Origin of the sequence: Paenibacillus taichungensis, assembly GCF_047302525.1 — a bacterium.
Lineage (GTDB): Bacteria > Bacillota > Bacilli > Paenibacillales > Paenibacillaceae > Paenibacillus > Paenibacillus taichungensis_B.
Genome location: NZ_CP168020.1, coordinates 5,736,595 through 5,761,514, shown reverse-complemented (window position 1 = coordinate 5,761,514; position 24,920 = coordinate 5,736,595). Strand labels below are relative to the sequence as shown.

Annotated in this window: 23 protein-coding genes; 15 read left to right on the top strand and 8 right to left on the bottom strand. The window is 47.2% G+C overall.

Features of this window, described 5'->3' with window-relative positions:
• Window positions 1-111: 111 nt before the first annotated feature.
• Window positions 112-930: a helix-turn-helix domain-containing protein gene (locus ACDJ58_RS26085; RefSeq protein WP_076291176.1), complete on the bottom strand. Its 819-nt coding sequence runs from the start codon at window positions 928-930 to the stop codon at window positions 112-114.
• Between the two features lie 144 nt (window positions 931-1,074).
• On the opposite strand from ACDJ58_RS26085, the gene ACDJ58_RS26080 reads away from it, so the two are divergent.
• Window positions 1,075-1,851 (top strand): sugar phosphate isomerase/epimerase family protein, encoded by a 777-nt coding sequence (locus ACDJ58_RS26080; protein ID WP_063567070.1) that lies wholly within the window; start codon window positions 1,075-1,077, stop codon window positions 1,849-1,851.
• 27 nt (window positions 1,852-1,878) lie between these two features.
• Window positions 1,879-2,898: a Gfo/Idh/MocA family protein gene (locus ACDJ58_RS26075; RefSeq protein ID WP_413030587.1), complete on the top strand. Its 1,020-nt coding sequence runs from the start codon at window positions 1,879-1,881 to the stop codon at window positions 2,896-2,898.
• A gap of 332 nt (window positions 2,899-3,230) precedes the next feature.
• On the opposite strand, the gene ACDJ58_RS26070 is transcribed toward ACDJ58_RS26075, so the two are convergent.
• The gene (locus tag ACDJ58_RS26070) at window positions 3,231-4,178 is read right to left on the bottom strand and encodes an aldo/keto reductase (RefSeq protein WP_113055466.1); all 948 of its coding nucleotides are present in this window, start codon (window positions 4,176-4,178) and stop codon (window positions 3,231-3,233) included.
• 21 nt (window positions 4,179-4,199) lie between these two features.
• Window positions 4,200-5,204, bottom strand: coding sequence for a Gfo/Idh/MocA family protein (locus ACDJ58_RS26065; RefSeq protein ID WP_175381708.1), 1,005 nt, complete (start codon window positions 5,202-5,204; stop codon window positions 4,200-4,202).
• 118 nt (window positions 5,205-5,322) lie between these two features.
• Between ACDJ58_RS26065 and ACDJ58_RS26060 the strand changes: the two genes are divergently transcribed.
• The 3 genes from ACDJ58_RS26060 (at window position 5,323) to ACDJ58_RS26050 (ending at window position 7,507) form a co-directional block, all read left to right on the top strand.
• On the top strand, window positions 5,323-6,159 hold the full coding sequence (locus ACDJ58_RS26060; protein WP_072735596.1) for an AraC family transcriptional regulator: 837 nt from the start codon (window positions 5,323-5,325) through the stop codon (window positions 6,157-6,159).
• Window positions 6,160-6,268: 109 nt separating this feature from the next.
• A complete protein-coding gene (locus tag ACDJ58_RS26055; protein ID WP_063567075.1) occupies window positions 6,269-6,676 on the top strand; it encodes an Rrf2 family transcriptional regulator in 408 nt (135 codons plus the stop codon).
• A 381-nt stretch (window positions 6,677-7,057) separates the two neighbouring features.
• Window positions 7,058-7,507: a nuclear transport factor 2 family protein gene (locus ACDJ58_RS26050; protein WP_413373735.1), complete on the top strand. Its 450-nt coding sequence runs from the start codon at window positions 7,058-7,060 to the stop codon at window positions 7,505-7,507.
• 128 nt (window positions 7,508-7,635) lie between these two features.
• On the opposite strand, the gene ACDJ58_RS26045 is transcribed toward ACDJ58_RS26050, so the two are convergent.
• Both ACDJ58_RS26045 and ACDJ58_RS26040 read right to left on the bottom strand, forming a co-directional pair.
• Window positions 7,636-8,850 (bottom strand): sugar efflux transporter, encoded by a 1,215-nt coding sequence (locus tag ACDJ58_RS26045; protein ID WP_413030581.1) that lies wholly within the window; start codon window positions 8,848-8,850, stop codon window positions 7,636-7,638.
• A 206-nt stretch (window positions 8,851-9,056) separates the two neighbouring features.
• Window positions 9,057-10,433: an MFS transporter gene (locus tag ACDJ58_RS26040; RefSeq protein ID WP_413030579.1), complete on the bottom strand. Its 1,377-nt coding sequence runs from the start codon at window positions 10,431-10,433 to the stop codon at window positions 9,057-9,059.
• 211 nt (window positions 10,434-10,644) lie between these two features.
• On the opposite strand from ACDJ58_RS26040, the gene ACDJ58_RS26035 reads away from it, so the two are divergent.
• The 5 genes from ACDJ58_RS26035 (at window position 10,645) to ACDJ58_RS26015 (ending at window position 14,360) form a co-directional block, all read left to right on the top strand.
• Complete coding sequence (locus ACDJ58_RS26035) at window positions 10,645-10,968, top strand: ArsR/SmtB family transcription factor (protein ID WP_063567079.1); 324 nt, start codon at window positions 10,645-10,647, stop codon at window positions 10,966-10,968.
• Window positions 10,969-11,109: 141 nt separating this feature from the next.
• The gene (locus ACDJ58_RS26030) at window positions 11,110-11,298 is read left to right on the top strand and encodes a hypothetical protein (protein ID WP_413373734.1); all 189 of its coding nucleotides are present in this window, start codon (window positions 11,110-11,112) and stop codon (window positions 11,296-11,298) included.
• A gap of 84 nt (window positions 11,299-11,382) precedes the next feature.
• Window positions 11,383-12,303, top strand: coding sequence for a helix-turn-helix transcriptional regulator (locus ACDJ58_RS26025; RefSeq protein ID WP_413373732.1), 921 nt, complete (start codon window positions 11,383-11,385; stop codon window positions 12,301-12,303).
• Between the two features lie 25 nt (window positions 12,304-12,328).
• On the top strand, window positions 12,329-13,327 hold the full coding sequence (locus tag ACDJ58_RS26020) for a hypothetical protein (protein ID WP_413373730.1): 999 nt from the start codon (window positions 12,329-12,331) through the stop codon (window positions 13,325-13,327).
• A gap of 16 nt (window positions 13,328-13,343) precedes the next feature.
• Window positions 13,344-14,360 (top strand): hypothetical protein, encoded by a 1,017-nt coding sequence (locus ACDJ58_RS26015; RefSeq protein WP_413373728.1) that lies wholly within the window; start codon window positions 13,344-13,346, stop codon window positions 14,358-14,360.
• A gap of 146 nt (window positions 14,361-14,506) precedes the next feature.
• On the opposite strand, the gene ACDJ58_RS26010 is transcribed toward ACDJ58_RS26015, so the two are convergent.
• Window positions 14,507-16,093, bottom strand: coding sequence for an FAD-dependent monooxygenase (locus ACDJ58_RS26010; RefSeq protein WP_413373726.1), 1,587 nt, complete (start codon window positions 16,091-16,093; stop codon window positions 14,507-14,509).
• Between the two features lie 178 nt (window positions 16,094-16,271).
• Here ACDJ58_RS26010 and ACDJ58_RS26005 point away from each other — a divergent pair, with 178 nt between their 5' ends.
• Window positions 16,272-16,979 (top strand): MarR family transcriptional regulator, encoded by a 708-nt coding sequence (locus ACDJ58_RS26005; protein WP_413373725.1) that lies wholly within the window; start codon window positions 16,272-16,274, stop codon window positions 16,977-16,979.
• 280 nt (window positions 16,980-17,259) lie between these two features.
• A complete protein-coding gene (locus tag ACDJ58_RS26000; RefSeq protein ID WP_163761597.1) occupies window positions 17,260-17,442 on the top strand; it encodes an aspartyl-phosphate phosphatase Spo0E family protein in 183 nt (60 codons plus the stop codon).
• 55 nt (window positions 17,443-17,497) lie between these two features.
• On the opposite strand, the gene ACDJ58_RS25995 is transcribed toward ACDJ58_RS26000, so the two are convergent.
• The gene (locus ACDJ58_RS25995; protein WP_163761596.1) at window positions 17,498-18,376 is read right to left on the bottom strand and encodes an ABC transporter permease subunit; all 879 of its coding nucleotides are present in this window, start codon (window positions 18,374-18,376) and stop codon (window positions 17,498-17,500) included.
• 12 nt (window positions 18,377-18,388) lie between these two features.
• Window positions 18,389-19,348 carry an ABC transporter permease gene (locus ACDJ58_RS25990; RefSeq protein WP_024631474.1) on the bottom strand — a complete coding sequence of 320 codons (960 nt, stop codon included), beginning with the start codon at window positions 19,346-19,348 and terminating at the stop codon, window positions 18,389-18,391.
• A 265-nt stretch (window positions 19,349-19,613) separates the two neighbouring features.
• Here ACDJ58_RS25990 and ACDJ58_RS25985 point away from each other — a divergent pair, with 265 nt between their 5' ends.
• The 3 genes from ACDJ58_RS25985 (at window position 19,614) to ACDJ58_RS25975 (ending at window position 24,693) form a co-directional block, all read left to right on the top strand.
• On the top strand, window positions 19,614-21,374 hold the full coding sequence (locus ACDJ58_RS25985; protein WP_413373723.1) for a sensor histidine kinase: 1,761 nt from the start codon (window positions 19,614-19,616) through the stop codon (window positions 21,372-21,374).
• Window positions 21,349-22,941, top strand: coding sequence for a response regulator transcription factor (locus ACDJ58_RS25980; protein WP_413373721.1), 1,593 nt, complete (start codon window positions 21,349-21,351; stop codon window positions 22,939-22,941). Before ACDJ58_RS25985 ends, ACDJ58_RS25980 begins: the two co-directional genes overlap by 26 nt.
• 99 nt (window positions 22,942-23,040) lie before the next feature.
• Window positions 23,041-24,693, top strand: a complete 1,653-nt coding sequence (locus tag ACDJ58_RS25975) for an extracellular solute-binding protein (RefSeq protein ID WP_413373719.1) — start codon at window positions 23,041-23,043, stop codon at window positions 24,691-24,693.
• Window positions 24,694-24,920 lie beyond the last annotated feature (227 nt).

Sequence of the window (24,920 nt, the reverse complement as noted above, 5' to 3'; positions counted from 1 at the left end):
TGTTTTCGTGAAGTCATGGGAACTACAAGAGGTTTTTTTGAAAGAAAGCAGCCGATTGAAAATCAGCTGCTTTCATTATGAAGAAGGAAGAGGATCGAGCCACAACTACACTTATAAATGCTCCAGATCAATGGATTGATGAGCCTGGGATTTGAGATATTCAGCTGGGGACATTCCAAAGTGGGATCGGAATACCCGGTGAAAATAGGAATAGCTTGCAAAACCGCATGTTTCGGCAATATGCTCTAGAGTCATATCACTGTACTTCATACGCTCTAAGGCAGCGTTCAGCCGAATCTCAATCGCATACTGGATCATTGTTTGGCCATAGTGCTCCTTGAACAATCGCACCGCACGAGACAGGCTTAGTCCTGCGTAGCGGGCGGCTTCTTCGAGTTTGAAGGTGACGGTAGCATGCTCTTCAATGAATCGTTTCAGCTTCAGTGTCGAGGAAACAGAACGATCCGTCTGGATATTCTCCTTGATGGCCCGATCGATATACAGACACAAACCGCGCAGCAGTGCATCACTCAGTTCTATATTTTCCTCCAGCGGTCCACGACGTTTCTCCAGGAGCATACTGCGCCAGAGACTGACCAATTTATCATCCAGCCCGATGTGGCTCACCGTGGATCGATGGTGACGCTTCCACCAGCTATCAATCCATTCCCCTTCACAGAACAAATAATAGTCTCCGCTGGATAACCTGCCCTCCTTATGAGGTTCTTCTACCACGAGATGATAGTCATCTCCGGGTTTAAGCAGTAATAAATCGCCGCCAGTCATCTTAAATTCTTCATCCTGCACATATACCTTGCAAGAGCCTTCGGTTTGCAGACGGAACAGATAAGTCTGCAACTCGCCCTTCATATTATGGTTAAACGCCTTATAGTGATAGGAATAGTCACAGATCAGTACTGAGGTTTCCAAAAGATGTAATCCTCCAAATTTAAAAATTTGATCAGATAGTTCATGTTCTGACGATATTGTATATGTTCATTCTAGCCTGTTTTGCGTTAGGATGATACCAGATAGAGCAATGAAAGCAAATTTGAGAGCAGAGGTGCATCTATTATGAAAAAACTTAATATTGGTTTGCAATTGTTTACACTCCGTGATGAAACTGCAGCAGATTTCCGTGGAACTTTGCGCAAGGTAGCAGAGCTTGGTTATGAAGGTGTCGAATTCGCCGGATATGGTGACATTCCTGCCGAAGAAATGAAAGCGCTATTGGATGAGCTTGGACTGAAAGGTTTCAGCAGTCACGTTTCATTACATGCCATGCGTGAAGATTTGCAACAACAAATCGACTACCTCAAAACAATTGGGGCTCAATATATGATCTGCCCTTACCTGATGCCTGAAGATCGTCCAGAGAATGCAGAAGGCTGGACCAAACTGTTCAACGAATTGCAACAATACGGTGCAGAAGCGACCAAACAAGGTCTGATCTTCGGTTATCATAACCATGATTTTGAATTCCACGGTCAGGTTGGCGACGAAAATGCCTTTGATGCGATGTTTGTTCAAACGACACCTGAAGCGGTTCAAGTGGAAATGGACGTATGTTGGGTACAATTTGCCGGACAAAATCCGATTGAGTATATCAACAAATATGCAGGTCGTCTGCCGTTGCTGCACTTGAAAGACTTCAGCAAAGACGAACAGGGCCAGATGAAGACATTGGAACTGGGACAAGGTTCGGTTAATCTGCCAGCTGTTATTGAAGCGGCTACAAGTGCAGGTGTAGAATGGCTGATCGTGGAACAGGACGTTTGCCAGAATCCACCGCTTGAAAGCGTAGCCAACAGCCATAACTGGCTGAAGCAGAATTACTTGAACCAATTCTAATTTATTTGTCAAAGGAGACATTTGTACATGAGTAAAATTAAAGTTGCTGTATTCGGCTGTGGAGCCATTGCCGAGCGCAGACATATTCCAGAGTACGCTGCCAATGAGAACGTAGAACTTGTCGCTTTTGCCGATCCGATCGTGGAGCGTGCGGAGAAGATGGCCGAAACTTACGGCGGTAAAGCTTACTCTAGCTACGAAGAATTGCTTGCAAGCGAAGAAGTGGATGCAGTCAGCGTTTGTACGCCGAACTACCTGCATGCCTCGATGGCCATTGCTGCTGCAAATGCCGGTAAGCATGTACTGGTGGAAAAACCGATGGCGGTTACAACCGAAGAAGGCGAGCAAATGATTGAAGCTGCCAAGAAAAACGGTGTGTATCTGATGGTTGGACACAACCAACGTTTGATGCCTCCACACGTAAAAGCCAAAGAAATTCTGGACTCCGGCAAACTCGGTAAAGTCCTGAATTTCCGTACTTCCTTTGGTCATCCAGGTCCGGAAGGCTGGAGCGTAGACGGTGCAGAAAGCTGGTTCTTCCGCAAAGAAGAAGCGATTATGGGAGCCATGGGTGACCTGGGCGTGCACAAATCGGACTTTATCCGTTATTTGCTGGATGATGAAGTATCCGAAGTTGCTGGTTTCATCAGCACACTGCACAAGGAAAATACCAAAGTGGACGATAACGCAACTTGCCTGCTTCGCATGAAGAGCGGTGCAATCGGTACGCTGGTAGCGAGCTGGACACAATACAGAGCAGGAGATAACAGTACGGTTCTGTGGTGTGAAAATGGTGTGATGAAGATCGGAACGGTAGAAGGAGACGAGGTTATCGTTGAGCTGACTAACGGTACGGTTGAAACATACAAAGTTGGCGCAATGTCTACCAACGAGAAACAAGTACCAAGCGGCGTTATTGACGCTTTTGTGGAGTCGATTGTAACGCAAACACCTCCAAGCATTTCCGGTGAAGAAGGTCTGCGTTCCCTGCAAGTGATTCTGGCAGCATTTGAATCCGAGAAGACTGGTCAGATCGTGAAGCTGTAATCGTAACGATATCATCGTCATTACTTTAATTAGTGTGACTATCTCATATTAAAAAGGGGCTTACCTCCAGAGAAATATTTCTGGTGGGTAGTCTCTTTTTATTACTTTTTCATGGCATCCAGATTGGTAGAATCCGCAATAGAGGACAAGTCTGGACCCGAAGTTTGGCGATATGCTGGTCCTAGCGAAAAGCGATTATTGATCCTGCCTGCGGCATGGCTACAATGGTTGAATGGTTAGCTGGCATTCCAAAAAGGACTGACTACTCCGCTATATCGCGGAAGAGTCAGTCCCTTAATCTTTAAACTTGATTCAAAGCGTATATATCTGTATTAGATACTAGGCTTCACATCACTGCCGAGATCCAGCCATGCTACTTCTTCAGGAGATAGGGTGATACGTGATCCTTCGTCACAGGAGAGCAATTCTGCCTGATTCTGGGCACCTATCAACGCACAGGTTGGAAACGGCTGATTCAATACATAAGCGAGAGCAATCTGGATGGGGGAAGTCTTTTTCGACTCGGCCAATTGTTCAGCACGGTGCAAACGTTCCCAGTTACCGTCACTGTAAAACACACGAACCAGATCTTCATTGTCCCGAACTTCAGGTGTGAATCGTCCGGTAAAGAAGCCACGAGCCTGGGATGACCAGGACAGCAAAGGAAGCTTAGTGCGTTCATGCCATGCCAGTGTTTCTTCGTCTGCCGATACACAGCCGGCCCAGAACGGTTCGTTCGCTTTGGCGAGACTGAGATTCGGACTGCTGAATGTAAAACCTTTCAGACCGTTAGCAGCAGCATATGCGTTAGCTTCCTCCAGCCGCTGCCAGGTCCAGTTGGAGGCTCCGATCGCGCCGATTTTGCCGGATTCAATATGTTCATTCAACGCTTCGAGAATCGCGCCAACAGGGATGTTTGGATCATCCCGATGCAGGGCATAGAGCTCCACATGTTCCGTTTGAAGCCGCTCCAGACTGGTAAGAAGGTCACTGCGGATAGCATCAGCATTAACACGTGGGCCGTTCTGGTCATGATGCGCACCTTTGGTCAAAATAACGATCTCGTTACGGTTACCCCGTTCCTGCATATAACGTCCGAGCACTTCTTCACTTTGCCCGCCACAATAAATATGCGCGGAGTCAACGGTATTACCGCCAATCGCCAGGAATGCATCCATGTTCGTAGCTGCTTTTTCATAGGAATCATGGTAAAAATAATCGGTTCCTTTAATCAATCGGGAAATAGGTTTTCCTGCACCAGCAATTTCAATGTATTCCATAATTCAGTTCATCCTCTCTTCTTATAGTGTAATACGTGTACGTTCTTCTGCTGAACGAAGACAAGCTTCGAGTACTTTCATATTGGCTATAGCATCGGATGGATCAAAGCGCAGAGCTTTACCTTGAAGCACAGCTCGTGCCATATCGTCGCCCTGGAGGGAGTAGTGATTGACCTGAGGGACTTCAATCTCCTTACGCTCACCGTCAACAGTTACGAAGAAGTTGGAGCTGCGATCCCGATTGCTGATAAAGGCAGAAGGAACCTCAATGATGCCATCCGTTCCAAGTACCTCCAGTGTGTTGCGGAAGGCTGCCCACATGCTGCTGTCAAAGGTGACGCCAATATGATTGTCGAACTCAAGCAAGCCGGAAGCCATCATATCCACATGATCATGTTCAGGGGAGAACATGCCAATGACGGTTGCCGCCGAAGGCTCTTGGCCAAGTATCAAGCGTGCTGCACTGATGGAATAACAGCCGATATCATACAGCGCGCCGCCGCCCCAATCACGCCGAAAGCGAACATTACCTGTTGAGCCTGAACTGTTGAACGAAAATGTACTATGAATGCCGCGGATCTCACCAATTTCTCCGCTGGCGATAATATCTTTAATCTGATCATAACGTGGATGATGTCGGTACATGAGAGCTTCAGCGAGATGCACACCAGCGTCTTCGCAGGCTTGCACCATTTCCTGAGCTTCCTGCTCCGTCAGTGCCAGTGGTTTCTCACACAAAATATGTTTACCAGCTTCTGCGGCACGGAGTGTCCACTCCCGGTGCAGATGGTTCGGAAGCGGGATGTAGACCGCATCAATGGAATCGTCAGCAAGCAAAGCTTCATAGCTGCCATAAGCTTGAGGAATGCCGAGTTTCTCAGCAGTTTGTTTTGCTTTTTCTTCATCTCGACTAGCAATGGCAGTCACTTCATTCAACTCGGATTGCTGCAAACCTGGAATAACGGATCCTACGGCAATGCTAGCGCTACCAAGAATTCCCCAGCGCAGTTTTCGATCTGAATTCATTTGTTGTTTCCTCCTATGAATGAATGTATATTGTGATTATAAGTAATAGATGGATGAATGAAAATGATAATATATTGAAATGAGTTAACACAATATTGTTTAGAAAAGAGAATGGGCCATGATGAGACAGACTGTACTGCTAACCTTGCAGGATATTCCATATTTTTGTTATCCAGAATCTGTTGGACTTTATGTTGACCACCCTGAGCACACCGTATTACGTGAGGCTGGCGCACTTAATAACTTCAATATTCACTACGTTGCTGCGGGCAAGGGGTACGTGGAAGTGGAGGGAGTAGTGCATGAGCTTCGTGCGGGTCAGGCTGTACTGTATTTCCCACTGCAGCGGCAACATTACTACAGCAGCGAAGATGATCCATGGGATGTACGATGGGTTCATTTTTACGGTGAACGGCTGCATGATTATATGATTGAGCGGGGGTTGCACCGCAATCTCTTGTGGACGCTGCGGCAGCAGGCTCCATGGGAAGAAGCACATATGGCCCTACTGAACGAAGCTGAGCAGAACCGGATGCTGCGTCCTGCCCAACTATCTACCCTGACCTACGCTGTGCTGGCCGAGTTCGTGCAGCATGCTGTTCCACTGAAAAGCACACGCACAAGCAAGGCTGAGAGTCGTATCCTTGGACTGCTTCCACAGATGCAGCAGGAGGCATGCCAACCGTTTTTGTTGCAGGATTGGGCGGATATGGCGGGTGTGAGTTCGTATTACTTTTGCAAAATGTTTAAGAGTGCCGTGGAGATGACACCGATGGAATTTATAACCCGTTCGCGGTTGCAGATGGCGAAGCAGTGGCTGCTGGAACGGCCAACGGCCAACATTGGACAGATCGCAGAGGAGGCGGGGTATCCCAATGCCAGTTATTTTAACCGCCAATTCTTAGCCCATGAGGGCATGACTCCAACGGATTATCGCGGGCTTTACCACAGTTAAATGTAATGATGTCCGTTTGTTTGATTCTGTGGAAATCTTCGACGTTTGACAGAGCGTTCAATCAAGTCTATTATAGATAAATTAAATCCGTATATAATGAGGTGCCCTCATGAAATATTCGAAAGCTACAAACTATGCCCTGCACACCATGCTTTTCCTGGTTGCGACCGAACCGGAACAACTGGTCAGTGTACATCAATTAGCTGAGATGCAAAAAGTATCTCCAACCTATTTGTCTAAAATATTGACCAAGCTGGTCAAAGCCGGTATGATCGAATCGACTTCTGGTGCCAATGGTGGTTATCGGCTTAGCCGGAAGAATCCGGACCCTTCATTTCTGGAGATTATCCATGCCATTGAAGGACAGGCTTCCCTGTTCGAATGCTCGCAGGATCATAACGAAGGCTGCCTGATTCAGCAGGTGATGGTCCGTGCGGAAGAAGAGATGGAGAGCTATTTGAACAATAAAAAAATGTCTGAGCTGGCTGCCCAAATGAAAGCTGCACATTCCGTATAACCTGAATCGGAGGTGCAGATGATCCTAAACGCAGCGCCCGATGAAGGGCGAATTTAAAATCCTTCCTCTCCCGCTTAAGGGAATTGGAAGGATTTTTTGCTGTACTCGGATGTGGGTCGAAGTTATAAGTTTCAGATGACTCTGGAAGACAAGAGGAGAGGAAATGATGCTCGTGGTCTGACGATTGAGCAGATGCGTAACCCGGACCCCATTGAACAATGCAATGTATACCCTCAACATCGGGAGTGTTCAAGATGGGGCGAATGATAGTATACAAACGTATAATATGCCATTGTACCTAATATGAGCGGAATGGTACAATAAGGAAGAAATTTATTAATACATATTTGCTTACATCTTAGATTTCTGGAGGGACAACACATGAGCCAATCAACTATCACAGGACTGGAACAACTGCTTGCACTGGAAAACATTCGGAATACCAAAGCTCGCTATTGCCGTTATATTGATACGAAGCAGTGGGATACATTAGGTGAAGTGTTCGCTCTGGATGCCGTAGCTGATTTCAGTACAGAAGGCAATCCAATCCCGGTATTAACAGGTCGCGACACCATTGTTCAAGTATTCCGAGATTTGGTGCATGTTGCCGTAACTGTGCATCATGTACATAGCGCGGAAGTTGAATTTGTAGCCGAGAATGAAGCCAAAGTAATCTCTCCAATGGAAGATTGGGTTACGTTCCCTGAAGGTAATGACAATAAATCCTTTCACGGATTTGGACATTACCATGAGACGTTTGTCAAAATTGATGGTCAATGGCTCATCCAGCATACCAGCCTGAAGCGTCTTCGTCTGGATCTGTTTGAATAATGTTTGTATTCATATAAAGAATATTAAAACGATAATAACCAAAGCCCCAGGAGCGCTATAGCTGCGTCCTTGGGGCTTTGTTTTGTTCAAGCTTTTACGTTCACTCAGGCTTGCATCCGAGGATCTGCTTAGAGTGAAAGGGTCTGACGTTTTTCTTTTGAAAATTGTTGTGTGACAATAAGCATACCTAACGAAAGCAGAACGAGCAGCAGACATACCCAATAGGAATTTCGATACCCCCACGCTCCAGCTGTCCATCCCCCTACCAGACTACCAAATAATCTTCCCAACGTGGAGGCATTGGAATAGAGTGTTGACGCATAGCCGGGCATGGAAGGAAGCAGATCCTGCATGTAACTGATCCCGATAGCAGAGATGACGGCGACAAAGAATGCGAGCAATAGTTGTCCGGCCAGTAAGTGCCACAGTTCCGTGGAGAACAAAACTATTACATAATAAGCGGCACCCATCAGGGAGCCCCATAACATGAGTGAGCGGTTGGGATACTTAGAGGCGAGCAGACCCAAGCCTAGCATAATGGGAATCTCGAGCCCTGCGCATAGACTGGAGATCCAGCCAACTTCCCGGGTTCCCCCGCCAAGATGGTGAATAATGAACAGTGATGCATTCAGATTATTCATCCAATGTGCCATATACAGGAGTGTAGTAATGAGAAAAGGCATATAGATTCTTGCATCCTGATGCAATTTCATGTGTATGCCACCTGTAGATGCACGGAGGGTAGGAGGCTCGGGAGCTTTTTTTAACAGAAAGAAAAATAATAACGCATTGATCAAAAAAATAAAACACGTTGAACTGAAAATACCGGTGTATCCAATATACGCAATCAGTAAAGTTCCGAGTAAGGGCCCCGTGATAAACCCCAGTGAAAAGGCGGAGCGCAGGGTTGAATTGGCCACAGCATGATCGACGTCCGTTGCGGTATTGACCGCTTCTCTTGCAGCTGCGAACAATTGTGGCATGGCGGGAGATCCGAGCGCAGTCAGCACCGTCATATAGATGAATAATAAAGTGAAGTCGTGAATCCACAGATACCCGGCAAAAGCAAGAGCATTGCAAATCATGGCGGTCACCAGAATTTTTTTACGAGCCCCGGGTTGATCCGATCGTCTGGCGATCCAGGAACTGAACAACACACCCGCCATAAGAGTTACGGCAGTGAATAATCCAAATGTAGCGATGGATACTTCGAGGCGAGTTGTAAAATAGACCGCCAGAAAAGGAGCGCTGATTGAAATAGCCATGCCTTGCAATAACATACAAATGAGAAACAGCCGGTATGTAGGGATACGAAATAGTGAACTAAACTGTTGAAGCTTCATGTGCGAAAGACATCCCCTTGGTTTTATCATTTTCAAAATATATATACGATCTGGTTATAATATAAGAATAACAGAGATAAAGTAATACGTATTGATATCTTATAGTCTAATAACAAACAAAAAAGCTAGAGATCAGACCCTATCGGTCCAATCCCTGGCTTTCTTATATGAAGAATCTATTATAAGTAAGATCCTTTATAACCTGCTTAGTGTGAAACGACGGTTTTCTTCCGTGACTGCATTCTCAGATACACCTGGGAGAAAATAATGGATGCCAGAGCAACCACAGTCATACCCCAGAAAATATTGGTGTACGCCGAGGCTAATGGTAATTGCTGCATGGCTGTCAATGCCACACCAGTTACGGCAACACTAAATGCTCCGCTGAAGAACTGGCTAAGCTGGAACAGTCCCATACCAGCACCAACCTGATCCATCGTCAGATTGCCCGACAATTCATTAGATACACTTGTTGTCAGTGCAGAGAAGCCTACGCTAAGCAGAATGTATACGGCCATAATGGCATAGATGCTGTCGTCTGCAAATAGAGCAAACAATCCGGCAGCAGCGAGCAGCAACCATGGTGCGAACTTGAGCAGTTGTGTATTGCCGTGCCGGTCAATCATGCGGCCAATCCGATTGGATAACAGCATGGACACGATTGCACCCGGGAAGATGACAAGCCCGGACTGGGCAGGAGTCAGGCCGTACAGATGTGCCAAAATTTGCGGTAGCAGGAACAGCGTCGAGAAGTTGTTAATATACGAGACAATCCCCAGTGAGCTGAGCATCATATATTTTTTGTTTTTGAACAGAGCCGGTTGCACAAAGGGATCAGCCGCACGGCGAATTCGTAGCCAGAACAGGACCAGTGCAGCCGCACCAATAACGAGGGTTACCCATTCACGTGAAGTCAGGAATAGCAGGACACCGGTTGTTCCAATCGCCAGTAACAGCGCGCCGAGCAAGTCGAATGACCCCTTTTGCGGCATCTCACTTGGAAGCAATTTGAGAAATACAGGGATCAGAAACAAGGTTAGTCCGGTAACGATAAACAGATCATGCCATCCGAGAAACTGTGTAATACTGCCGCCGATCACAGGTCCGAGTCCGAGACCCAGTGAGCTGGCAGACATGACAACAGCCATGGATTTACCCCGGCGGTCACTTGGAATGTAACGAGTAATAAGAACAATAGCTAGCCCTGGTACAGAAGCTGCACCCGCAGCCTGAATCAGACGTGCAATGAGCAGAAGGATAAAATGGTTACTGAAGAAACCAAGAACGGATGCCGCACCAAGCAGTGTAAGACCGGTCGTAAACAGCGTGCGAATCGGAATAAAATCCGATAGACGTGAGAACGTGATCGAGGAAATAGCAAAAACGATGGAATAACCGGTGACAATCCAGGAAGAAGAGACAGATGAGAGCATAAATTCAGCTGCAATTTTGGGTAGGGCCAGATTGAACATCATCGTATTCATAACGACAAGCACAACCGTGAAGCCAAGTAGACTTACGATTAACCCTTCCTGTATTCCTGCTGTCCGTTCCCCAGATGATGCAGTTGCGGTGTTGTTCATAAAAACCTCCTAGATTGATGTGTATTTCGCAACATTTCAGAAACGGTGTGTAACATTTGCAAAATGTGGTATAGAGTGAATCCCATGCCTGACAGCAGGGATACATAAACGAAATATGTTTGTAAGTTCGATTGGTATCGAACATTAGAAATATATCATGGAACTATGCTAAAATACAATGGATAGTCTGAAAAAAAAGGAGACTACAATGATGAAAATTTTGCACCATCCTCAAGTGCAGGATATCGAACTTTCTTCCGTATTGTACGCATTAAGTGATCCGATCCGTCTTGGGATCGTAACCGAAGCAGCCAGAAATGGTGAGCAGCCATGCAGTCATTTTCGTGTACCTGTTGTAAAATCTACGATGTCACACCATGTTCGGACCCTGCGGGAAGCCGGAGTCATTCGGGTAAGAGTACAAGGTACACAGCATTTCCTGACGCTAAGATCCGAGGATCTGGAAGTGCGTTTTCCTGGTCTGTTGCAGCCTTTGTTACAAGCGGCAGCTCAGTCTGAAATACATGATTCCTAAAAAATGTCCTTTCTTCAAGTTGAAGAGGGGACATTTTTTTATGTTTGGTATATTCCATACTGCTGCGACATTCTATGTCGTACCATGCCCTCTATAATAACGGTGAACACACAAACCATATCGAAAAGAGGTTCACAAACGTTGGCAAAAACAAAAAGAGGACGCGTCCTGTGGAATCTACCATCCCGAGGAAGAGGAACATGCCCGGTGTGCAGCAGCACCCGGATTAAATTGTTGTATTCGCAATCGAAAACAGATGGTACGAGTCTGAAAGTATGCAAGAAATGCTCCAAAGCTGTGCAGTCCAGAGTGGACAAGGTAACCGTATAACATAACAGGCCTGTTCTTCGGAACGGGCCATGTCTTTTGGTATAATACAATTACTAAATACGAAATGAGCCAGGGGGCGGGGAAATGAGCAATATGCATCGTATTCACTGGTTTGACGAGCAGATTCGGAGTGGACGTTTTCCGAACAGCAGCTGGCTTGCACGTGAATTTGAAATATCCCGGCGCCAGGCCCAACGCGATATTGAATATATGGCTATTTCTCTACGTGCCCCCCTGGTGTATATAGCAAAATATCGAGGGTATTGTTACGAGGATCAGACTTACCGGCTGCCCCATTTATATATGACGGAAGAAGAACAGCGGGTGCTTAAGTATCTGGCACATCGTTATCGGCATTACAATTATGATCAGTCGGATGCGGTGAAGCGTGTGGCACATTTGCTGGAGCGTTTTACGCTCGAGGAACAGCAGACGGGAAGCAGTCAGCTTCCTGTGTTTAAAGCAGATCCGCAGCAGCTTCAGTTCTTTGAGATTTTGTCTCATGCGATTGCCGAATCCCGCAAAGTACATATCCATTACAGAGACCATGCCGGAGAACGGCAATTTACCTGGTGTCCATTGAAGATGCTGTCCCAGTTCAACGCCGATTATGTGGTTGGTTACGAAACGGACCCTTTACAGCAAACGGCCATCCGGCTGGAGGGCATGATTCATGTGCAGATTACGAACGAGACGTTTCAGTGTCAGACAGACGGGTTGCTGGGTGCATGGGAAGAGGCGCTACCTGTCCGTAAACCGTTTGTCGCTGAAATAAGACTGAAAGAAGTGCAGCAAACAGAGCTGTGGCAAGGATATCGGATTCGGGAGAAGCAAGATCAGGTTCATTGGATTGAATTTTATGATACGGATGCTTTCCTACAGCATTTGTTCATTAGTGAGTGGGAAGAACTGTTGTCTCCAACGTGGCTTAGACGAAAGCTTCAGCAAAGTGCTGAAGGAATAATCGACAGGCTCGCCGTACAGCGCAAGGCAAACGTGAATTAGAACAACCATGGAGAGGAGATTTTTTTTGACTGAAGTTGTGTTAGAAAACCTGATCATGAAGCGGGAGTCCAAATCGTATGTGGATAGCCTACACGCTGTATTGACCCATGCGGGTCTGTTTCAGGGTTCCAAGTATGGGATAGCTGGATATACGGGTATGGCATTCAAACTATCGGTGCATCGCAGACTACTGCCCATGTCGGTTACAGCCTATGGTCAATGGGGAGAATCCCATCGCCCTGGAATCGATAACTTGGGGATATTCACGATCTGGGATGGGGGACGGACACGTCATCCCACATTCGGGTATTACCAGCGGGATGCGGTGAGTGGGGTAAAACGCAGTTTGGATGGAGGCATCGGGGTGATCTACTGGATTCCGGAATTTGGTGTCATTCAAGGGTATGATGACGGTGATCGCATCTTTTATGTGCAAGATGGCTGGAGCAAGGAACCACAGATCTTGCTGTATGACAATTTCGGATTAAACTTCACCGGGTTTTGGTATTGTCAGGTCTTTGGTGACCAGGTGCATATCCCCGAACAAGAGATGCTGTTGGAATCATTGAGATTGGCGATTGAGGATTGGGATATCCCTTATCGTCTACTGCCTGATCGGAATATCGCTTCGGGCAGACTGGCGTATGATGTGTGGGTGCATGCCCTTCGGAGTGGAGATTACGATGAATCAGGTGCTGCGTATATTTTGGAATCCTATTGCCAGTCCCGAACTGAAATTCAGATGTATTTGCAGGATGCGCGGGGGATATGGACCGAACTGGACCAAGCCTATGCATGCTATGAACAGCTTGGAGCATTGATTATACAGATGAAGGGATGCATGATTCAGGAACATAACAGATGGATTATACAGGCAGATGCCACAGAGAAACTGGCACAGGCATTATTGGAAGCGAGAGCACTGGAAGAGCAGGCTGTTGATTATTTTCGTTTGATATCCCTAAAGTACCCTGATCGCAAACGGTCCACTGTGCCACGGTGGGGAGCGCACTCGGCAAGGTAGAAGGGAGGAGTAGAGGATGGAGAGCAAAATATTGCTGGATTTAATTCATTTTCCACAGAGCAGGAATTCTGCACGTGAACACATATCATGGAACGGAACGTGCTCCTATATAGATGCGATGTATCGGATTCTGGTGCATAAACAGTGGACGGATTTGCCACGTCACATGATTGCGGGTATGACCGCAAGTGTGTTTCGATTAGTAGTGGATCGGCGTCTAACGACAGAATCAATCTCAGCGTACAACTGGATGGCCGAGAACTTTGTAGCTGCTGACTTCATTGGCGTCACGACCGGACAACACGGGGGATTTTCGTTCGAGCCGACCTTTCCGCTCTATCAGAAGTGGGCCCTGTTGGATATTAAAGCTTCCATTGACCGGGGTGTAGGGGCCATTCTGTGGCATGATCAGTTTGTCATTTGCACTGGATATGATGATGGGGAGCAGGTGCTATTTATCTGTGAAACTGAAGGAACTGAGGTCGTTCATCTGCCCTATGATTCTTTTGGTCGGAACAGTACACCATACTGGTACTATCAGGTGCTTGAATCCCATACAACCGTAGACATATGGGAAGTATGTAAGGAATCATTAATTCAGGCCGTATACAAATGGGAAACCCATGATTATATGCTACCTCCTCAGGATTACGCCTGTGGACCCGCTGCTTATGCAGCCATTGCTTCTGCCCTGCAATCTGGGACATATGAAACCGATCAAGCTGCCATTGTTTTGCGCTATTATGCCCAATCAAGAAAGGATATGGCCTCCTATGTTGCAGAGCTTGGGCATTTGTCTAATCAGATGAATCATGTTGTGCAGGAGTACGCGTTACTCGCAGACCTATATGCTCAGATGATGGAGAAGGTAGAGGATTCAACAGCGTGGGATGCGAAGGAACCGGGGCATGTGCTAAGGGTGATCCATCTGATTGAGCAAGCAGGGGAAACGGAACAACGTGCCATCGATGCCGTTAAGCAGGCCTTCCCAGAGACGATTGGCAATCGTTTTGAGGATATCGGATTAAGATGAATGGAACAGTGCACATAGTTCAAAATGGAAAGAGTACAGACTAATAAGACCGGAAATGGCCCCTGCGTGTGGTCATTTCCGGTCTTATTTGCGTTTTGTTTAGCCACATATATGGCCGTAATGACGACCCTCATACATTAGCTGCATCAGCATTCATTTTCTCGCATGAGCTTCAATTCGAATTGGCTCCGATGGAGCGCGGGGGCCAACATTCTGGCTACGTTGTCGAAGGTTGCCTGCCAATCGGTCGTGATGATGCTCCCGATATAACCATCTGGCCGTATCATGACCAGCGTGTCGCTGGTGATGCCATAGATATGGGTCAGTTTGCCGCTGGAGTCATGGAGGACGTTCTGATCAGATTTGTGTGCGGTACCAACGACGTAGCAGTGTAATTCGGCACCGCTGGTTGGCCAGTTCAACTTGGGAAGTATCTTGGCAGCATTAGGGCCAAAGGCAAGCAAAGTAAAGTGAGGCCCCTGATAGATGTCGAACAGACGCCGTTCCCCACCGGGTCCGTTGCAGGGAGCATCTGGCGCCCGGTCACCTACATGAAGGGTCTTCGTGGCCGATTCTTCACTAGATGCGAGCGGCCCACCATGGTACGAAAGTCTAAGCTGTCGCTCTTCGTCTCCGCGCTTGAGGCTAGCCAGGCGATTCTTGTCTAGACTTGCGTAAAGCTCGCTGGATTTGCTGAGGACACGAGCGGCAATCGGTTGACGCTCAGCCTCGTAGCTGTCAAGCAGACTATCAGGTGCACCAGCAGTGACCTGCCCTATTTTCCAGCCGAGGTTATAGGCGTCCTGTATACCCGTGTTGAGACCCTGTGCACCGGCCGGGGTATGGACATGAGCAGCATCGCCTGCAATGAAGACACGACCCGAGCGATAGTGCTCAGCCAGTCGAACGTTGGGACGAAACACCGAACTCCAGGTAATGTTGTAGAGACGCAAACCTGTAAGTTTGTGGAATTGAGCGGCCAGTGCGGCTTCGTCTAGGTTAGGCTTTTCATCCGGTGCCAACCTGATCATGACTTGGAACTGATCGGAGTGAGGCAGCGGGCAGGCTCCGACAAACGTGCCACGTGTGCGTGGCCACATATGCCACCTATTGCGAGACAGTTTGTCAATCGACCCGTCAATGATGAGCGTACGGTCAGAGTCGGTAGTCTCTCCGATAAACCGAATACCTGCCCCTTTGCGAACGATGCTCGAACCTCCATCTGCTCCGACGAGATATCTGCTGCGAACCTTCTCCCCGGAAGAGAGAGTCACCGTCACTCCATCGGCATCCTGTTCGAATTGCTCCAACCCGTTGTTAAATTCAATGATTAAGCCGAGACGTTTGAGCAGGCGGTGTAAGATGGTATCCGTTCGGTGTTGCGCCAACAGGAGAATGTTTGGATACGGATCGTTGGCTGTTGGTTTATTTTGCTGCTGCATGCGCCAAGGCACAGTTAACGGTCCAATATGAAAACCGGCAAGCGGGTAAGAACTTCCCTCTGACTGAGCCTCTTCCAGCACGCCGAAGTCCTCCAATACCTCCTGGGTTCTTGGTTGAACTCCCTTGGCACGGGAGCCTTGAAAGGCGTGAGGGGCTTTGTCAACGAGTCGGACACGAAGGCCGCGTCGTAGCAGGTCGACTGCAAGAGCGGAGCCAGTCGGGCCAGCTCCAGCGATGAGTACGTCAATATCGTAATGTTGGGTCAGTTGAATCTCCTCCTGATCACCCATATCGCAATGGATTAGATATCATGCTTTGTTTATTGTTTCTCTAGAAACTTTTTAATTTCTTATGAAACAATAATAGGTTAATCCCTCTCTATTGTCAATATTGTTTCCAGGAAACTTTAATTGTCGGACATACCCTGATATACTGGTATGAAGCTAACAATCGTTGGAGGAAAATTGAATGATCAACCCATCGGAAAATCAAAATAGAGATCACTTAATTCAAGAAGTATTGGAAGCAGTGAAAGATATACAGATCAGATTCCAATCAGAAGATGACGAAGAAAAACAGTGGCTGATCCAAAATAGTCCTAATCCGGCTGTTGAAGAGCTAATCAAAGAAATGACGGTTACGATGCTGCATGTGCTGGATGCTATTGGTACACTCGAGCCAGTAAACGGCATAAACATTTCAAAGCAATTCGGCTTCTCCAAAGGGACGGTCTCCAAAATCACGAGAAGACTCGTGTCTCAAAACATCATCGTAACCGAGTCACTTCCGGATAACAAAAAAGAAGTTCTGTTCCGTACTACATCGCTTGGAAAAGAGATTTATCGTTTGCATCAGGGCCTGCATCATCAGATTGATCTTGGGGTTCATCATTTCTTGCAACGGTATAACGTGGATGAGTTACAGTTTCTCGTCAACACCCTCCAAAAGACGTTGCATACATCATGGATTCATTCGGAAACAGAGGAGGGGGCCAGTGAACCCGTCCGAAGAGAGGCGCCTACAAGCAAGGATTCAGAAGCATTTAAGGCCAATAGTTCTTCGTCATTGATCGAGGAAATGAACGAAATCATGTCTATGCTCAACAAGTTGGATTCCCGTAATTTGAAGAAAGCAAAGACCATTTTGAATGATGTTTTTTTTGCAGACTATGAGTGACTAACTAACTTCAGCATATTTCATAAGGTAATGTTGTTTAGGGTTCTGCGAACAATAAATTAAGGTATAACAAAATACCGGATAAGGCTGATAAGCCTATCCGGTATTTTTTCGTATTTCGCCACATCTGAGTCCATAGCTTATCCTTATTTCAACCTGTACAAGAAAAAATATACATAAATTCGATTTTGGGGTAATGTGCAGCTCCCTTTGTTCCGAATATTATAATAGATGGTCTTTTTTGGATGGAGGATATTGAAGGACAACAGGGGGCGGGAGTATGGTGCATAATCCGGAAACCATTCAGGAATGTATCGAAAAGGCACGACAGAGGCTCTACCAGATTGCAAATTCTCATAAAGAACTGTGGCATCCGGAGGTCATTCGTCAATCGATGGTTCTGGATGAACTAATTAATCAATATAACAACGCCATTCGCGGAAAGTCATCCCGAAGTAAATAACAGCGCGTTATAAACCTCGGGATAAAATGATGCGAATGCATTCAGTATACGAACCCTATTCTTTTACAGCCCCAAGCACAATTCCTTTTACAAAGAAACGCTGCAAGAATGGATATACGAGCAGGATTGGCAGTGCCCCAATAAAGATCTGGGCTGCGTTAACCGTACGCTGCGACATGTTTTGAAGCTGCGTCGCATCGACATTCATATTGGAGAAATCCTGCTGTACAATAATCGTTTGCATCAATGTAGCGAGCGGATATTTGGCTGCGTCATTCATATAGATCAACCCGTCGAACCAGGAATTCCATTGCCCCACCATCGTGAATAGAGAGATCGTTGCAATGGCCGGCATGGACACAGGCAGATAGATACGGAACAATGTGGTGATATGGTTGGCGCCATCGATGAAAGCCGCTTCTTCGAGTTCTTTGGGTACGTTGCGGAAGAAGTTCATCATGAGAATCAGGTTCCAGACCGCCACAGCGCCCGGCAAAATCAGAGCCCACAGGGTGTTGATCAGTCCCAGCTTCTGAATCAGGATATAGGACGGGATCAGTCCGCCGCTGAACAGCATCGTGAAGATGAAAAACCAAGCATACAGTGAACGTCCCTTGAAATTCAGACTTTCCTTGGATAAAGGATATGCCGTCAGGGTGACCAGCACCATACTAAGCAGCGTACCGAACACGGTACGTTGCACTGAGATCCAGAGCGCGCTGAGAAAGTTACTATTACCAAACGTTTTGGTATAGGCATCTACTGTAAAATCAATCGGCCAGAGCGTTACCAGATTGGCGGAAGCTGCCGCTTTACCGCTGAAGGAAACCGCCAGAATGTGGATAAGCGGCAGCACACACAGCAGCGAGACGGCCGCGATGAAGAACAGGTTGAAGCCGTTAAATATACGGTATCCGGTCGTTTTGTGATACACCTTAATTCCTCCTTAGAAAATGCGGTAATTGGCGATTTTGTAAGCCATCCGGTAGGCAGTAATAACGAGGAACATAGCAACAAAGGATTTAAACAAACCAACCGCAGTCGCAAAGCTCATTTTGCCATTCAAAATACCCATCCGGTAAACAAACGTGTCAATAATATCGCCTTTATCATATACAAGTGGATTGTACAGGTTGAAAATCTGGTCAAATCCGGCATTAAGAATATTCCCCAGTGATAGTGTTCCCACCACAATAATCATCGGCACGAGTGCAGGCAGCGTAATGTGTAGGGTCTGTTTAAGTCGTGTTGCCCCGTCAACTTCGGAAGCTTCGTACAGAGCAGGGTTAATGCCCGCAAGGGCTGCAAGAAAGACAATGGTACCAAATCCGAATTCCTTCCATACATCACTGATGACCACGGTTACACGGAACCAGTCGCCATCTCCCAGAAAGAAGATCGGTTCAATGCCAACGGCCGCCAGAACCTGGTTAATCAGTCCGCCTTCGGGGGAAAGCATGTCCAGCAGGATGCCGCCCAGTACAACCCAAGACAAGAAGTGGGGAAGGTATACCAGCGTCTGTGAGAACCTTTTGAACGTGGAGTTCCGTACTTCATTCAGCAAAATGGCAAACACAACCGGGGCCACGAGTCCAGCCACAATTTTCATGGCAGCAATCAGCACCGTGTTCCAGATGACCTGAACACTGTCCGGATATTCGAACATGAATCGGAAGTTATCCCATCCTACCCATTTGGAGCCGGTGAATCCCAGCCATGGTTTGAAATCCTGAAACGCAATAATAATGCCGCCCATAGGCACATAGGCGAACAGCAATGTGAGCAGTACCGAAGGCAGCAGCATCAGATGCAGCGGCCAATTGCGTTTGAAATTCCAGCGGGTACGTTTGCGTGGATTGTGTGTTGCCTGCCGCACCGGCGTATTGGTCGTTAGTGGTTGTTCCATAGCCATCAGGTCCCTCCTTTATATCGTCCAGCCTCTGCATAATGAGGCCAGTCAGCCTCTGCAAATAGTGGAGCAACTGAATTATAGCAATGGAAGCGGGCGGGCTATAGAACAACATTTCAAGGCGGATGTTGATTTATTAACTTGTTAAAAACGTATACCGAATAGTGACTCATTTGAAATTCAGTATAGATATGTAAGGGGTTTCAATATAAAATAGGACTTCGATGTGTATCTTTACTTTAATCCGGGACAGGGTGAAGCAATGAAATTTACAGTATTCTCAAAAACAGTCATGCTGCTGGTCTGCTTGCTGGTACCCATCTTGCTGCTATATACCTACGCGAATCAGGCGAACGTGGATATGATCGTCGAGGAGAAGCAACAGTCCAGCTTGAACCAGTTCAACTATTTTAGCTCTCAGGTGGATAAAAATATTGAACAGCTCTCGCTTTACGGGCTGACTTTACTGCGTGATCCAAGCATTTTACACTATCGTTACATGACAGAATCGACCAGCCAATATGAGAAAAACAGCATCTATCTCGATATTCTCGACAAATTGTCGCTATACCAGTCCACCAGCCGTTGGAAGAACGATATAACCATTGTGCTGCCTCAGGCAGAGCTGGTCTTATCCACCATGTCGAACCGGACGGTCTTCAATGAGAAGATGTTGAAATTTCCACAGCCAGGCCGATGGCAGTTGAACGAAGGCAGCTTCACTTATTTCTTTACGGATAACTACGAGTGGAGTGAAAAACCTGTGACCACAGATGTGCGGACGGTGATGGAGATTGATTTTGACCCGATGAATATTGTTGCCATGCTGGATGATTTCAAGGAGGCCCAGGGAGGAGATCCCTTTCTTCTCGTCCCGGGCAACGAGCCTCTATTAAATCGCAGTGCGGACCCCGAGCTAGTGGAAGCCGTGATGCGGGACATGCCATTAACCGAACTGGATAGTGAAGGTAACCATCAGCTGGAGGTGGGGGGCAAGCAGTACTTGGTCAGTTATGTGCTCTCCAAACAGCTGAACGGAATCTATGTTAACCCGGTTGTACTGGATGATTTGCTCACACCGATGGACAAGAGTCGAAATATGTTCATTACTTCCACTTTGCTGCTGCTCGTGCTCAGTATTGGTGCTGCACTGTTGTTATACCGAAAGGTACAGGTGCCGATACAACGTCTGATGAGAGGGCTGCAACAGATTCGGAAAGGACAGCTGTCCACACGAATTCCGGTCGATCACTCTCGTGATGAATTCGCGTACCTGACTCAAAGCTTCAATCACATGGCCGAGCAGATTCAGGAGCTGATCGAAAAGGTGTACGAGGAACGCATCCGCTCGCGGGAAGCGACGTTAAAGCATCTGCAATCACAGATTAATCCTCATTTCCTGTACAATTGCCTGTTTTATATTAAAAATATGACACAGCTTGGCAACCGCGAAGCGGTTATTGCCATGTCGCTCAGTCTGGGAGATTACTATCGCTACATCACACGTGATGAGAACGATATGACGACCGTGGAAGAGGAAATTCGGCTGCTGGACAATTATTTGTCCATCCAACAGATGCGCACCAACCGTTTGTCGTATGAGATCGCCGTACCGCAAGAACTGATGCAGCAGCACATTCCAAGGCTGCTGATCCAGCCTATCGTAGAGAATGCAGTCATCCACGGCATTGAACCGATGGAGGGTAGCGGCCACATCGTGGTTACAGGCATGGCAGCACAAGAGCAAATCGATGGAAGGGAATACACACGATACAGTCTGTTTGTCGATAACGACGGTGTTACTTTGACGCCGAAAGAGATTGCCGCTCTTGAGCGGGAAATCAATGAACCGATGGGTGAAGAAATTGGCACGGGTACCTGGAATGTACACCAGCGGCTCGTTACACGATATGGTCATTCTTCGGGGCTTCACTTTGCAGCGATCCCTTATGGGGGTCTCAGTGTGGAAATACGATGGTTTGAGGAGGAATATCCTAATGATGAATCTAATGGTCGTGGATGATGAACACTCAGCGGTGGAATCGATTGCAGCTTCCATACCGTGGAGGGAACATGGGATTGGACACGTATATAAGGCTTACTCGGTTAAAGAGGCATTGCAGCAAATGGCGGCAAATCAGGTCCATATTATCATCACCGATATTCGTATGCCGGGCTTGTCCGGTCTGGATCTGGTGAGTCATATTCGGCAAAAGTGGGAGCGGACCAAATGTATCATTTTATCTGGACACGCATCCTTTGATTATGCGAAGCAGGCACTCCGTCATGGAACAGTGAGTTATCTGCTGAAGCCAGTGCGGGATGAGGAGCTGATTGAAGCCGTGCAACAGGCCTCCGTCCAGATTCGGCTAGAGGGAGAAAAACAGTTGATGCACCAGCGCGCCATGTATTCGGTGAGGGAACATTTACCGGAGAAGCGGGCGGGATTAATGAAGGATGTGCTGCTTGGACATAAATTTGCAGAGAGCGAACTTGTGGAGAAGCTAGAGCAATTGGAGATTGGATTCCGTCCTCAGGATAAAATGCAGCTGCTGCTCATCCGCTATGATGACCCACAGCCAACGCACAAGGCATTCCGTCTGATGAAATACGCCATCTCCAACGTCGTGGAAGAAATCTTTGGCAGCAGCTATCATCTGTGCCATACGGACGATGCGTATGATGATCTCGTCTTCATGGCAAGCCCCAAACAGGCACAGTCTGAACCGGAACTGCTGATGGGGCGGCTCGGAGAACGGCTGCTTCACAGTGTGAAGCAGTATTTGAATGCGACGATTTCACTGTCAGTCAGCCGGATAGGCCGTTTTCCAGAGCATGTTCCACAATTGTATCATCAGGCTGTAAGTGCCTTGCGCAAGCAGGCGGAAGCAGGCAAAGGACTACATCTCAATGTGGCTGCCGGCTCCCATGGGGCAACATTGAAATCACTTGCGGCGCTGTATGAGCCACCCGGATTAACCTCACTGTTGGAAGCAGGACGGATGGAGGATGCCAATCGCAAGATTGATTCGATTTTCGCCGAGTTATCGGATAGTGTGTTCCCGGAGCATGTCTATGTTGCTTTTCACTATCTCGCAGCCGCTTTCTCGTACATGGCTCATCGGGAGGGCAGACAGTTGTCGGATGTCCTTGGTGAGCAGTATCAGCAACTGTTGAAGGATGGTTACGGCGTGTCACTTCGGAGTCTGGAAGCATGGACCCGGAGCGTGATGGAACAATGGGCTCTAAGCACAACCGACACGGGCCAGGAAAGTGGATCGAGCATGATCAGGCAGGTTCAGCAATGGATTGACCATCATTTGGGCGAAGATCTTTCCTTGCAGGTTATTGCCGGGGAGGTACATCTGCATCCGGTATACTTATCCAAAATGTATAAACAATCGACGGGTGAAGGCATCAGTGATTACATTATCCGTTCCCGAATGGAACGTGCTGTTCACTTGCTGAAGCACACGGCTATGAAGATATATGAAGTCGGTCAAGAAGTGGGATATAACAATACTCCTTATTTCATTCAAGTATTCCGCAAACATTATGGCCTGACCCCGCAGGATTTTCGGAACGGTTAACAAATCAATATGAACATTGAAATTGTGATATATGTTTGCTTCCCCGGCTGCACTATCCTTTTCATGTAAGGGTATTCAAAGTGATTGAGGAGGGGTTTCATGTATAGAAAAATGATGACTGCATTGCTTGCACTGACGATGGTTGCCGTAACGGCATGCAGTTCGGGGGCAAAGGAAGAACCATCCAAGGAAGCGGCTACGCCACTTGCGTTGCAAGACGGTAAGTATGAACCTGCGGTTCAGATGAGCTATTTGCGAGCCTGGAATGATGATACAAAGTTTAAGAACGGAGAGACAGCACAGAACAACGTGCACACCAAATGGGCCAAAGAACGTTTGGGCATCGACCTAACCACACCTTGGGCTGTGTCCGTGACCAATGATGCGTTCTACACGAAGCTGCGCCTCTCTCTTTCGGCTAACGAAGAGCTGCCGGATATCGTCTCCATTCGTGGTGACTACAATCTGGTACGTGAGTTGATTGAGTCGGGTAAATTCGCCGATGCAGGTGAACTGTTCGACAAGTATGCATCCGACACATGGAAAGGGGCTGCCGAATCCGCACCGGAAGAGTGGTACCCGTACATGTATGAAGGCAAACGGTATGGTATCCCGATCTTCGACTATGCCTACAACGGCGACCCGGTTATGTTCATCCGTGAAGACTGGCTGAAGAAGCTGGGACTGGAAGAACCAAAAACGATCGATGAGCTCGTCACGGTGATGGATGCATTCACGAATAAAGACCCGGATGGTAACGGTAAGAAAGATACGTACGGTCTGACGGTCGGCATGAAAATTGCTCTCAATACCTGGATGACCGAATCCGGCTGGATCTTCGGAATGTATAACACAATGCCGGGACAGTGGAATCTGAATGCAGAAGGAACATTGGATTACGGCTCGATTCAACCGGGTGTGAAAGAAGGACTTGCAACGATGAAAGACTGGTTGTCCAAAGGCTATCTGCCGAAGGAAGCTGGCGTATATGATGAGATTAAGGCAGCCGAACTGTTTACAGCAGGAAAAGCCGGAATCATTGTGGGACCACACTGGATGCCGAACTGGCCGATTGATGATGTGAAGAAAAATGTGGACGGCGCTACCTACAAAGCAATTGCCCTGCCAACCGGACCGACTGGCGAGAGCCATCACCACGGTTCAGGTGCCGGCAACGGGGTCGTGTTGATCAATAAGGATATGGCAAACCCAGAAATTTTCTTCACATATCAAAATTATTTGTTTGATAACTTCGCCAATCCAGAAGTGGGTGGGGAGTTCGAACATGGCTTTGCCCAAGGATATGACTTTGATATTGTAGATGGCAAAGTGCTTGGAGAAGCTGATTTGAAAGACGGCGTATCCCCACTGAAGTATACACTCACTTATGATGGTGCGCGTATTCCGAACCTGATGATGGATACACTGGCTGAGCTTGCTACAGGCAAGGAACCTGAAACACCATTTGAGAAAAATACAAGTATTGCAAACAAACCGGAAGTGTTCGCTGCGGCTCAAGTCGTGGTAGCTCATAAGGATGATGCAATCAAGAACAAATTCACGGGTGCACCTACGGATACGATGAAAATGAAGAAAGACGCGCTCGACAAGCTGGAGAAAGATACGTTCAGCAAAATCATTTACGGTCAGGTTGGCATCGATGAATTCGACGCGTTTGTAACGAAGTGGAAATCCATGGGTGGCGATGAAATCACAACTGAAGTCAATGAATGGTTCAAGACAGTCAATTAATAGCGTGAATGATTCACCAGATGAATCATACTAAAGTAATAAAAGAAGGAAGAAGTATTACGTGAATACACCGGATTTGGGCGGAAAGTCGCCTGAATCCGGTGTTTTTGTTTTGTGTGCGGAATGCTTAGACATGTACGGAAGAGCTTATCCATTAATTTCTCTGCGTACAACCGTGCATAAGACTTATTGTTTCGCAGATGCGTGAGAGAGTAAGATAATAGGTA